We start from the raw sequence: 11,003 nt of genomic DNA, 5'->3' as shown, positions 1-11,003 counted from the left end.
AAACGAACCCGCACCGTCATCCCGCCACGCCGCCAACGAGGCATCCCCGCACGGGGCTTGACCGGCCTCAACGCCCGCCCCTGAACCACCACGTTCCCGAGCAGGGCGGTTGCGGGACGCCGGGGAACCGACAGGCCCTGAAGGTCCGCCAGCTTGCGCCACGACCAGTAGAACCGCAGCACCGCCACCGGGTACCCGCACAACGGCCACCACACATTCGGCACCCGATTGCGCAGCACCGGCGACACCACCGCCAGCAGCAGCGCGACCGCCCCCAGCGCACCCGCCGCCCACACCACCGGCGGCGCCGACGCCCCGGCCGCCATCTCGATCGTGCTCACTTCCTCACCTCCGCGATTTGGTTGATCACATCGATGTCCACGACCACCGACCGGCTGATCTGATCGGCCCACGTCTGCCGGCGGTGATGCACCAGCGGCCGGACGAACCCGAAGAACCCCGGCGCCGCATCCACCACGTGGAGCAGGCTCCGCACGATCGATCGGGCCGGGCCCAGCGGACGCGCGGTGTCCTCATCCACCGTCACGATCCGCATCACGCGCTGCCCCAGCGACTGACCCGTCCGCCCCCGCACCGCCCACTGCCACACCAGGAACACCAGCGGCAGCGCCCAGTACAGGAACCGGTACACCGGCTCCAGGTGCACGCCCAGCAGCAGCGCGACGGCTTGCAGCAGCGCCAACGGCGGGCGCGCGTAGTACAGGAGAGCCGTGTACGTCGTCATGATCCCCCCGGCGATCGAGACCTCCAGAAGGAAGGCACACGCCCGGGTACTCCAGTCCGCTATCCCCGGCACGGCCGGCCGAGGTTCCTTCCTCGCCCGCCCCGGCCCGACGAGGGCCTTCCACCGTTCCTCGCTCACCGGCTCTCACCGTCGCCCGGGTCCGACCGGGGCAGGATCACCCCGTGCTTGGCCGCCAGCACGTACAGCTCGCCCTCAAGGTCCCGGGCCAGCAGCGCGGCGTCCTCCGCCATCGGCGCGATGATCGCGTACAGGAACCGCGCCCGCCCCCAGTCCATGTCCGGACGCATCTCCTCCGCGAAGGCCCCCAGGTCGTTCAACCGCTCCCGAAGGTCCAGCCAGGTGCGATCCGCCCTGCTCACTCCGAGCCCCCAGCAACGGCACGGGGATCAGCCGACTGCCGGGCCGCACGCGCCGGGGCGGGGGCCGGGACCACCGAGTCCGCCCGGTAGGACAGGCCCGCGCGCCCGTTCATCTCCCACCAGAACGCCTCCAGGCCCTCCAGGCTCACCACCTGACCGACCATCACACCCGTGGGCTCGCCACTGACCGCCACCTCGATCAGCGCGGTCCGCCGACCCTCCGGCCGCACCGCCACCCCGACCGTCCACACCGGAACCCCATCGCGGTCCGCCTTGACCTCACCCGTCTCGGGAACGGTCTTAGCCTCCACGGAAACGCACAGAGCGACACCCAGACGCCCGGCGTCCAACGGGAGATTCTTCAAGGTCATGCCCTACTCACCCCTCCCGGACGACCCCCCAGATAGGTCAGTCGTCATGATGAATTGTGCGGGAGGTCGATGATGAGCCCCCTTGACGCCGGACGCAAGGGCAATCATCCTGACGACTGCTGAATTTAGGTCGCGGCACGCGGCTTGAGCAGCGCCGATGTCCGTTGGAAAACGAACGTGACGGATGCGAACGACCCGTCACCAATGGGGCCGAGGGGGCCGAAGTGGCGGTTGTGAAAGGACAAGCGCTCTACAAGCAGGTGGCCAGCGAGATGCGCAAGGCCATCGCCAAGGGCGCATGGAAGCCAGGCGAGAAGATCCCGACCGAGGACAAGCTGACCGCCCTCTACGGAGTCTCCCGACCCACCGTCCGCCAAGCGGTCGCCGAGCTACGGGCGGACGGACTGCTCGACGTCCAGCAGGGGCGCGGCACGTTCGTCCGGGGACCGCAGCCCGAGCAGAACGCGACGATCAACATTCAGCGCACCGTCATCTGCAACGGCGATCAGTACCACTGCCCGGCCGGCTGGCAGGACGCCGAGACGCCCACGGTCTATCGAGTGCGACTGGAACCCAGCGCGGCGGCAACCCTGGAGACCGACGAAGGGGAAGCCGCCTTTTTGGTGCAGCGGCTCTACACCCATGAGTCCAGCGGAGTCCGGGCCCGCTACTCAGGCCTGCTGCCCATGGAACAGATCACCAGCACCGTGCTCGCCCAGCGCCCCGAGGTCTTCAACACCGACGCCTACGCCGCACTCGCCGCAGCACACGGCCCCATCGAATGGCAGGAGGCCGTCAGCGCGCGCATGCCCAACCCCGACGAACGCGCCGCCCTTCACGTCCCCGAGAACACCCCACTCCTCGTCTCCCAACGCGTCACCCGCACCCAGACCGACGCCCGCCCCCTCATGCTCGAAACCCTCACCATGACCGCAGCAGCCACCCAACTCACGATCACCCACCGCCCCGTCAACCGATAATTGGCTCTAGCAGGAGTCGAATCAATAGGCTGCAATGGCAAGAAAAGGGCGGTCCGCACTATTTGAACGGACCGCCTTTCAATATATTTGAGTCGCCAAAACGGACCGGATAGTTTAATGTAAACCGATCAGCCCGCGATACACAACCCTTTTCCCGTCCTCGACTATGGCAGCGGCTCCAGTGGCTGAGCATTAGGCAGAACAGCCGAGTTGGCCTGCTGCCCAGGAATGGCTGGCACGCGACCAGGCCCACGCCGACCCTGGCCTGTAGATCGCTGCCGAAGAACGAACAACGATGCAACACCAAGCATGGTGGGACCTGCCAGCGTCACAGCCAATACCGCTTGCCCGTTGACTGCTTCGACAACCGATCCAACAAGCATTCCAGCACACAGCGAAAAACCAGCAATGAGGCCTGTCATGTATAGGCGGTAGGAGCGCTGCGCGTGCCGCTCCTCCGCTTCGCGCGCCGCAACCCGCTCCTGCTCCTCCATGTCCGCGCGCTTCATTCGCAGCTCGTGCGCACGCTTGAGCTCCGGCTCAAGCGCCTTCAGCGCTGCGGCCAGGTGCTCCGGCGGGAGCTTCCCCCACTCCAAGGCAATGTCTAGACCGCTCAACTCGCGGCCGGCATCGCGTCGTGCCCTCGTCACTGCTTCCCGCCCCCATCGCCAATCAGCACCACTTTCGCGTCTCCGGCCTGTGACGTCGGAGGAGGCCCCAGAGTGCGAAACAAAGAATCCAACCCCTCGGCCAGATGGCTTGAAGCTAGCAACGCGTCCGGATCGCTAGCCATTCGGACAAGATTCGCGCTCTGCTCGCCATATTGGGTTGCAATCTCGTCGGAATCCCCATGGAGAAACTGCCGAATATCGAGACGGTCTGCGTTGATCCGAATATCCCCAGAGATCATCAAACCGTTAATTGTCGGAGATTTGAACTGCGCGTCGACAGTCGATTGACTTTCCGATGCTGCCAAATTGCCGCTCTCGGCAACCACGCGAGTCAAATGCCGCTCAGTATTTGCAGTGAAGACGGCGAGGGTGGTTATGCGGCTTTTGACTCCCCATATTACGCGCACCAGCAGCACGAGCAGTAGAAACGTCACTCCCGCACCAAGGCTAAAGATCAAAACCGCCTCAAGCATCGTCCTCCCCAGATCCTTGGACCCACCCCGGCATCTGCCCCAGATTCTCCGAGGTGGGCACGGGCAGGCGCAAGCGAATCGCCGAACCCAGTGCGGGGCGTCTACCATGCCGACCTCATGCCAGCGCAGTTAGGGCGGCATCACCCGACCGCCGCCGAGTCAGGCCCACCCCACGGCGGGGCCGATCTGCCGCCCCGGGCCCGTCGGTCTTGCGCCTGGTGATGACGGTCGTTGCCCGCGAGATGATCTTCATCATGTCCGACGGTGGAACTGACCGGACCAGCATCAGGTGGAGCAACCAGTCCCTACCTAGCCGGTTACCGGACGACCTTTCTCAGGCTGTCGAATACTTTCTTCACTCACTCAAGGGGCGGCGCACAGCGCCGCCGGTCGCCCATGGCGCCCCGGCCGGGCATGCGGCCTGACGGCCGGTCCCGGCCGGGCGCCGGGCTCCCGACGGCCACACGCAGCCCGGCATGGTGATCAGCTACCAGCCGACGTCTCAGGGTTGGGATCCGCGTCGTCGACAGCGCCGCCCCGGGTCGCCATGCGGTCGAGCGTGGCGCCGAGCTTCCGCGCGCCCGAGAGCGTTCCTCTCAGGAACACCACGCCGTGACCGTCGTCCGACCAGCCGGCTTGGGCCTTGACCTGATCATCGCCCTGCAACCCCAGCGCCGCGAGCACCGAGTTCAGATGGATCGCTGCGGCCCTGGCCTCAAGCCAGGCGGCCTCATAGTCCACCCCTTCGACCGTCGGCCCGCCGCCAAGGAAGACGTCCCCGCTCTCGTCGCCGCCGTCACGCCAGTTCGACATGCCTGCCGCTCCCCGCATACCCGTCCCGAGCACCCCCGCGCCGATGGGCATCGGCTGTCTGAAAATCGATACCACACCGCACCGACAGCGACACGGCCATACGGTGAACACACAGGCGAAAGCCCCCGAGCACAAGTCTCCCGGGGCTGCCAACGGCCGATCGAGCCGTCCAAGTTACTCGCAGTTGCCAGCCACCGCCACTGTCTCAGCCACGCCCAGCCGCCCCTCCGCAAGTCCAGGCAGCGAAGTGCCCCGCCCGGATACGGTCCGCGCGGGGCAACGTATGTTCTGCTAGCGGCAGTTCGGCGAACACACCCACCTGGTGAACCCGGGACCGGTCGCCGCCTCCTCATGGCCGCTCGCAACCGGGCTCATGGCTTCCTTCCCGCACCGGGCGCAGTAGACCGGACCGACGCGCGGCCAGCCTTCCCCAAGCGCGTTCACGTGACCACCTCCGTGGAACGGGGCGAGTGCGCAGGGAGACGTGCGGCCAGGGCTCCGAGCGCCACACACCGGCTTTCGATTGGTCGCCGGAGTCATGACGCCACCGCCCCAGTGAGGGCGTGCGCACCCTCATACGAGTAGCCGGGATCGGGAAGCCCCTTGGAAGCCGCCACAAGGGCGCGTCGGCGCTCAGCGCGACGGCGCTCTTCATCCCGCTCCCACAGCGGCACCACGGTCACGGGTGCCGGCTCGATCGCCTCGGGAACGTGCACGGCACGCCGCTCCCGCTCGATCGCTGCGGATTCGATGTCCTGCCGGGTGGGGACCAGGGACGGCACGACCGTCGGCGCGGGCAGCACGGCGGGTCGAGGTGCCGGTTCGGCACGGGGCGCAACCGGCGCGGGACGGTGGTGGTACGCAGGGGCCCGGAGCCCTTTCAGGTCGATCCGGATCGAGTCCCCGGTCGCCCGGTGACGCCCCTTGGGAGTGGCGTCAGGGGTCAGCCAGAGCGCGAGGACCGCAGCAGCAGCTAAGCAGCCAGCGGCCCCAACGCACCAAACCCAGAAGGTAAGGTCAGACATGTCGAGTGCTCCCTATAAGCCTCGGCGGTTGACCCCCGGTGGCCCGGCCAGGCTGCTGGGGGTTCTTTCGTTGGCGACGATACTCAACCTGTCCATGCCTGTCCATGGATAGCCTTGGCTATGCCTGGTAGGCCCTCGCGGCTACGGTCGAGGCGTGTTTGAGTTCAGTCCAACCCGCTCGAAGTGGGAACAGATCGCCGAGGTAGTCACTGAGCGGATTACTTCCGGCATGCTTCGACCCGATGACAAGCTGTCCGAGGTGGAGCTGACCGCCGAGTTTGGGGTAGACCGGAAGACGGTCCGCAAGGCAGTCGCGCACCTGCGGGCGGGCGGCATGGTGGTTACCCGTACGGGCATGGGGAGCTTCGTGACTTCCCCTGCCGAACGCGAGTAGGGCCCAGTCCTGCTGGAGTTCACCAGAGGGACGGGGCCGAGGGGCGCGGGGTGACATGGGTCGAATCAGTCACAGTCCCGCGCCCCTGTCTCACTCTATCGGCGCCCCGTCGGGCCGCTTCGCCCGAAGGTCATCCAGCTTGCCGCGGAACAGGGTCTTCGCAGCCCATGCGCCGTACTCCCGCGTGGGCACCGCCGTTTCGATCACGTGATGCGCCCTAGCCTTGAGTTCGGAGCCCCAGATAACCGCGTGCTGTTGGGCACTGCGCCCGCACTCGTTCGGCTCACCGGGCAGGCACAGCGGCAACGGGTCGCCGAGCTTGTTCGCGGCATGCCGGACGTACCGGGCCACGGTCAACCACTCGTCGGGGGTCCTCGCCGGCCACCCGTTCGGCGCGTCTCCGGGCCACGGGGTCCAGTCCCCGCCATAGTGGTCGCCGTGGTCGTCCATGCCGCTCCCTTGGTACCTGGTTGGGGCTCCGAGCCTAGGCGATCGCCGCCCCGGGCGGGTCGCAGTGGCCGATGGTGGGGACACAGGGCTGGCACGGCCCACAGGTGGGCAAGAATTGCGGCGGCGTGCACGACTGGGCGGTGTCGCACTCGCGCTCGATCTCGGCGAGGGCGGCGGCGAGCCGGGGGCCCGACCAGATTTCGGCGAGCGGCTGGTCGAGCACGTTGCCGACCGGCATGAAGCGGCCGAGCACGCACGGCACGACGTCACCGGACGGTAGGACGGCGCACTTCTCATGTGCGCAGTGCCCGCACAAGTCCTTGACCTGTGGTGCCGCGCCCTGGCTCGCTCGCCCGAACGCGCGCATCCGGTCGCCGCCGACTTCCACGACCCCGAGGCTTGCGAGATCAGCCATCGCCTCGTGTGCGCGCTGCCCCGGCAGAGCGGTCACGACCCCGCCACGGATGGGGATTCCGAGGTCGACCGCCTTCGCCACGTTCGCCCGGGTCTTTCGGTGCGACCCACGGTGACGGGTGATGGTGTCGTGTTCGTCGGCCTGGTCGCTGTAGTAGGACGTGGCGAGGCTGGCACCGGTCGCCTTGAGCACGGTCCACAGCGAGTCCGTGATGTAGGTCATGTTCGAGAAGACCTCGACCCCGAGGCCCCGCTCGTGGGCGTGCGTGATCAGCTCGCCGATGTGCGGGTGCAGGGTCGGTTCCCCGCCGATGACGCTCACGCTCTCGGTGCCCATGGTGGCGAGCTGGTCGATCACGGATCGCCAGGTGTCCAGAGTCATGGTGCCGTGCGTACCCTGCGGCCCGGAGTCCGCGTAGCAGTGGTCGCAGGACTCATTGCAGAGCCCCGTCAACTCCAGCCACACGAACTTGAGCGGGGCCGGGGAGTGGGGCGTCAAACCGGCCTCGATGGTGGTGATGGCCACTGGTGCTCCCTCCGTAGAGTCGGCCGCCGACTTGGATCGGTCGGCGGTGTCTCGCTGGCGGTGCGGCCCCGCCCCGGTCGTCCGGGTCCGTCCTGTCCCGTCACCGGGGCGGGGGCTGTGCGCCCGTCCCTGGGCAATCAGCCATGACAGCCAGGGGCGGGGGTCTGTGTGCTACGCGGCGGGGCCCAGCGACGCGCATTTCAGCGCCCACTCGAAAGTCCGGCCGTCCGCGTTGCAGTGCGCGAACACCACGGCCGTCTGAGCGACCATGAGTGTGGTCGGGTCGTGTCGGCGCCACCGACCGATGAGGTTCCCGCGACGTCCGTCGTGGTGGACGTACAGGCCCAGGCGGGGCGGCAGGGGTAGGTCGTCGACACATCCTCGGTACCGCCGCCACGGGCACCGGCACCGGCTGTCGTAGTCCTCGAACGCACGCGCCCAAACCAGGCCCTCGATGCTCTCGTACGCGTCCGGTGCGGTCGGCTCGGCGTATCGCGGTCGCGGGGTGAGCATTGCGTCTCCTAAACGGCCGGCTCGCCCCAGTACAGAAGCGGGATGCGCGTTCCGTACAGGACTGAGGTCACGGCAGCTCGGATGCGACGCACCATGAACAGCTCGCAACGGTCGGACAAGTTGTCGAGCGGCACCCACTCCACGGCACGGATCTCCGCCGCAGCCTCGATCGGCGGCACCAGGGCACCAGCGGTGTTCACGACCCCGCCGTCGCACACGATGTTCACGCCGGCGGGGGCGCCCGTGTGGGGGTTGTACGGCACCTGGTCGACGACCAGGCCATGGGTGATCAGCCTGTCGAGCCCCAGCTCTTCGCGCAGCTCGCGCCGAGCAGCATCGGCCACGGACTCTCCGGGCTCGACGCCGCCACCCGGCAGGATCCAATCGGTGCGGTAGGTCGGGTGGACCAGCAGAACGGACGTGGCAACCGGGTTGAGCAGGAGAATCTGCGCGCCGAGCCGAAGAGGGGCCAGCGGAGCGGGAGGAGGTGCGCCCATGGCGGCTAGTCCTTCTTCTCGTCGTCGTCGCCGTTGCCCTTGCTCTTGTCCCAGAACTTGTCCAGCAACTTCCCCTTGTCGGCGCCCTGCTTCTTCTTGTTCGCCGTCGCCTTCGTGTCCGTCCTGCGCGTGATGTCCTGCTTTTTCTTACCGAGCGCCATGCGGAAAGCTCGTCTCCTTGCGATGGTCAGTAGAGGGTGCCCGCCCCGGACAAACGACCCATGTCAGGGGCGGGCAAGTGGGCGCTCACGGCGTGCAACGCACGGCCGGAGCGGCCCGACCCGAAAAGGTTGCTCCCTGCCCTCTCCGGGGGTTTGCGTGGCTCCGCCCGCCCCACGCTGGGGACGGAGGACGGACGGAGTGGTCCCGGCCGCTGGTCGCGAGAAACGGCCGGGGGCTTGGGTGCCCGCCCCCGGACAAACAACCCATGTCAGGGGCGGGCAATTGGGTGCCCACGGACAAGACGCTCAGTCGTCCCGGCACCCGCCCGGAGGTCGGCGCACTCCATGTACCTACTCCGGGAGTGTGTGTGGCTCCGCCCGCCCCCGTTGTGGGGGACCGAGCCGGGCGGAGCCTTCCCCGCTGGCGCTGTAGCGGGGTGTCGCCCGTCGGATCACCGCCATGGGCGGCCCGGACGACTCCCGGCCCGCTGGTTAACCAGCAGCGGACCGGGGTTGGGTCCCGCCCTCGCACCGGGTGTCGGATGCGGTGCGGGGCGGGGGTCTTGGGGGGCTAACTGCTGTGGAAACTGGCGGTCGGCCGGTCGCGCTCCGGCGCCGGGGTGTCCGGGGCCGGGACGGGCGCCGTGTCGCCCTGGCGGTCACTGCCGGACGCGTCGGACGTGTTGGACGTGTTGGACGAGTCCTTGGGCGGTTCGTTCAGCGTTGCTCCGTTCCTGGCTACGTCGGGACGGGGTGGTTGTGGTTGTACAGGTCGGCACGCAGACCGGCCCGGTTGATCCAGCGGGCTCCGCGTTCGAAACAGGAGCGACAGAACGGCAGGGTGCGGCCCCAGAACACAACTGCGGGCGCAACCTCGGTGACCGCGTCGCATCGAAAGCACCGCGCGTCCACCCACCCACGTTCGGGCAGGACATCCGCGGGATTCACGCGGCCGAGTCGATCGGCTCGATCTGGGTGGGCTTGACCGTCCACTCGGCCCCGCCTTTGGGGAGCCGGAGGAAAAGTTCTCCGCCCTCGGTGCCCATGTAGACACCGACCCGCCCGCCATGCGCCAAGTCCCTAACAAGTTCGCCGACTTCAGGAACATAGGTGTTCTGTCGGCGCGTTCTGTGCGTTGCCATTGAATCCACTCCGCTCCGTGGCCGCAGGAACAGGATTGCTCGGCAAAGAAGTGGCCAACAGGGATGGAACGTCCTACTTCTGAGCACTAATCGGCTACGCCGAGCGCCTCAGCCAGCTTCCGCAGGCCCGCCGGTCGAACGGGTCCGGCCCACAGGTCCGCAACAATGGACACCGCGAGGGTGTGGTGTCGCATCCAGCCGGGGGCCACCCGTTGCAGCTTCTCCAGCGTCGACACAGCCCCGGCAGCATCCCCGACGTCTGCATAGGCACGTGCTACGTCCAGCAGTAGCCACGTTCTCCAGGACACAGGGGTGTCCATGCTGAGCCGTGTCCCCCGGGCCAGCGTCAACGCCTCCTCCGGCCGGGCATGCTGGACAGCCAGGCGAACCCGTTCGATGCGCACGGACGACCGGCTAAAGACACTCACCATGCGCCCGTCAGCGGGAGCCGGCAACCGAGCAAGCCGAGCCGTTGCCGCTTCCGCCACCAGCATCATGTCTGCCGCACCGTCGTAGTCGCCGCTGCGGGCCGCGCTGGTGGCAGCCGACATAACCAACCCACCCCATACGCGTAGCCCCTCAGCGCTGGTCACATGTTCCCGCTCGACCGCGTCGGCAGCGCGAACGGCTAGGGCCTGCGCGTCAGTCAGTCGGTTCTGTCGCTGGTATGCCCACGCCACAGAGTTGTAGATCATTCCGGACAGCAGTGGGTCCTCGGAAGAGTCGGCCGCCGTCACGGCCCGTTCCAAGCTTGACAGTCCAAGATCCGTTTTTCCCAAGCGAATTGACAGGTGACCGCCGAGTTGAAGCGCCTTACCCAGAGCGTGTTGGGCTGCCAATCGGCTGCGTCCCTGGCCAACGGCGGCAGCCAAGCGAGCGTCAGCGAGTATGCCGGGAAGGACGGCCATCACCCGCCCAAAGTCTGCCGCGTGGTAGAGGCTCCATGCTTCCGCAATCTCGGCCCGGAGCATTGGTAGAGACAGCCGGTCGGCTCCATCCGGCTCGGGTGCTAGCGAGAACAGTGGAGGCATGATCGCGCGGCGGACAGCCACCAGTTCCGGCGGATCAGCATCACCCGTGGACGGGACCGCCGGAGGATCGCCCAGCAACGCCGTAAGCTCCATGCTAAGCCCTTTAGCCAGAGCGTGGAGAGTTGGCAGTCTGGCAGATTGCTTCCGGTGCTGCTCCAACTTCCGCACCACGTCAACGGAAACACTGGATGCTTCCGCCAAGCCTTCCTGCGTCAAACCCGCCATGCGGCGCAGACGTGCCAACCGGTCGCCGAGGTGATCGCTAGCCATAGACTCGACAGTACGCCTCAGCAGCCGCGCTCTGGACTCGTCCGGTCCCACGCTGGTCTTCCCGGCCGACGCGTGGCGCGCGAGTTCGACGCCGTCTGATGTTGCGCCCCGGGGCTCGGAGGCTGCCGCGCCCTGGTTGCGGCCGGT

General features: G+C 67.6%; 12 protein-coding genes and 1 pseudogene. 2 read left to right on the top strand and 11 right to left on the bottom strand.

Features of this window, described 5'->3' with window-relative positions; translation table 11 throughout:
* The 4 genes and pseudogenes from ACFVUH_RS24210 to ACFVUH_RS24195 form a co-directional block, all read right to left on the bottom strand.
* Window positions 1–341 (bottom strand): annotated as a pseudogene (locus ACFVUH_RS24210) (hypothetical protein); the annotation flags it as partial.
* Window positions 338–883 carry an RDD family protein gene (locus ACFVUH_RS24205; protein WP_387915309.1) on the bottom strand — a complete coding sequence of 182 codons (546 nt, stop codon included), beginning with the start codon at window positions 881–883 and terminating at the stop codon, window positions 338–340. The pseudogene ACFVUH_RS24210 and the gene ACFVUH_RS24205, both read right to left, overlap by 4 nt.
* Window positions 880–1,125: a hypothetical protein gene (locus ACFVUH_RS24200; RefSeq protein ID WP_387915308.1), complete on the bottom strand. Its 246-nt coding sequence runs from the start codon at window positions 1,123–1,125 to the stop codon at window positions 880–882. The genes ACFVUH_RS24205 and ACFVUH_RS24200 overlap by 4 nt, the downstream gene beginning before the upstream one ends.
* Window positions 1,122–1,361, bottom strand: coding sequence for a hypothetical protein (locus tag ACFVUH_RS24195; RefSeq protein ID WP_387915307.1), 240 nt, complete (start codon window positions 1,359–1,361; stop codon window positions 1,122–1,124). The genes ACFVUH_RS24200 and ACFVUH_RS24195 overlap by 4 nt, the downstream gene beginning before the upstream one ends.
* 359 nt (window positions 1,362–1,720) lie before the next feature.
* On the opposite strand from ACFVUH_RS24195, the gene ACFVUH_RS24190 reads away from it, so the two are divergent.
* Window positions 1,721–2,476: a GntR family transcriptional regulator gene (locus ACFVUH_RS24190; RefSeq protein WP_387915316.1), complete on the top strand. Its 756-nt coding sequence runs from the start codon at window positions 1,721–1,723 to the stop codon at window positions 2,474–2,476.
* A gap of 646 nt (window positions 2,477–3,122) precedes the next feature.
* On the opposite strand, the gene ACFVUH_RS24185 is transcribed toward ACFVUH_RS24190, so the two are convergent.
* Complete coding sequence (locus ACFVUH_RS24185) at window positions 3,123–3,620, bottom strand: hypothetical protein (RefSeq protein ID WP_387915306.1); 498 nt, start codon at window positions 3,618–3,620, stop codon at window positions 3,123–3,125.
* Window positions 3,621–4,103: 483 nt separating this feature from the next.
* Window positions 4,104–4,433: a hypothetical protein gene (locus tag ACFVUH_RS24180; protein ID WP_387915305.1), complete on the bottom strand. Its 330-nt coding sequence runs from the start codon at window positions 4,431–4,433 to the stop codon at window positions 4,104–4,106.
* A 1,179-nt stretch (window positions 4,434–5,612) separates the two neighbouring features.
* Here ACFVUH_RS24180 and ACFVUH_RS24175 point away from each other — a divergent pair.
* Window positions 5,613–5,852 (top strand): GntR family transcriptional regulator, encoded by a 240-nt coding sequence (locus ACFVUH_RS24175; RefSeq protein ID WP_387915304.1) that lies wholly within the window; start codon window positions 5,613–5,615, stop codon window positions 5,850–5,852.
* Between the two features lie 90 nt (window positions 5,853–5,942).
* On the opposite strand, the gene ACFVUH_RS24170 is transcribed toward ACFVUH_RS24175, so the two are convergent.
* The 5 genes from ACFVUH_RS24170 to ACFVUH_RS24150 all read right to left on the bottom strand — a co-directional run bounded on the left by ACFVUH_RS24170 (window position 5,943) and on the right by ACFVUH_RS24150 (window position 10,856).
* On the bottom strand, window positions 5,943–6,302 hold the full coding sequence (locus ACFVUH_RS24170; protein WP_387915303.1) for a hypothetical protein: 360 nt from the start codon (window positions 6,300–6,302) through the stop codon (window positions 5,943–5,945).
* Between the two features lie 34 nt (window positions 6,303–6,336).
* Window positions 6,337–7,242, bottom strand: coding sequence for a radical SAM protein (locus ACFVUH_RS24165; protein ID WP_387915302.1), 906 nt, complete (start codon window positions 7,240–7,242; stop codon window positions 6,337–6,339).
* 521 nt (window positions 7,243–7,763) lie between these two features.
* Window positions 7,764–8,252, bottom strand: coding sequence for an NUDIX domain-containing protein (locus ACFVUH_RS24160; RefSeq protein WP_387915301.1), 489 nt, complete (start codon window positions 8,250–8,252; stop codon window positions 7,764–7,766).
* Window positions 8,253–8,257: 5 nt separating this feature from the next.
* Window positions 8,258–8,413, bottom strand: a complete 156-nt coding sequence (locus tag ACFVUH_RS24155) for a hypothetical protein (protein ID WP_387915300.1) — start codon at window positions 8,411–8,413, stop codon at window positions 8,258–8,260.
* A 1,228-nt stretch (window positions 8,414–9,641) separates the two neighbouring features.
* Entirely contained in the window at window positions 9,642–10,856 is a 1,215-nt protein-coding gene (locus tag ACFVUH_RS24150; RefSeq protein WP_387915299.1) for a helix-turn-helix domain-containing protein, read from the bottom strand.
* Window positions 10,857–11,003: the final 147 nt, after the last annotated feature.

This window comes from Kitasatospora sp. NPDC058032 (assembly GCF_042885845.1).
In the GTDB taxonomy this organism is placed as follows: domain Bacteria; phylum Actinomycetota; class Actinomycetes; order Streptomycetales; family Streptomycetaceae; genus Kitasatospora.
The sequence above is the reverse complement of the archived record's forward strand: the minus strand, read 5'-3'. Positions and strand labels throughout refer to the sequence as shown.

Excerpts from the sequence above, each read along its gene's own strand:
- ACFVUH_RS24185 (WP_387915306.1), bottom strand. The coding sequence starts at position 3,620 with ATGCTTGAGGCGGTTTTGATCTTTAGCCTTGGTGCGGGAGTGACGTTT.
- ACFVUH_RS24180 (WP_387915305.1), bottom strand. The coding sequence starts at position 4,433 with ATGTCGAACTGGCGTGACGGCGGCGACGAGAGCGGGGACGTCTTCCTT.
- ACFVUH_RS24170 (WP_387915303.1), bottom strand. The coding sequence starts at position 6,302 with ATGGACGACCACGGCGACCACTATGGCGGGGACTGGACCCCGTGGCCC.
- ACFVUH_RS24155 (WP_387915300.1), bottom strand. The coding sequence starts at position 8,413 with ATGGCGCTCGGTAAGAAAAAGCAGGACATCACGCGCAGGACGGACACG.
- ACFVUH_RS24160 (WP_387915301.1), bottom strand. The coding sequence starts at position 8,252 with ATGGGCGCACCTCCTCCCGCTCCGCTGGCCCCTCTTCGGCTCGGCGCG.
- ACFVUH_RS24150 (WP_387915299.1), bottom strand. The coding sequence starts at position 10,856 with ATGGCTAGCGATCACCTCGGCGACCGGTTGGCACGTCTGCGCCGCATG.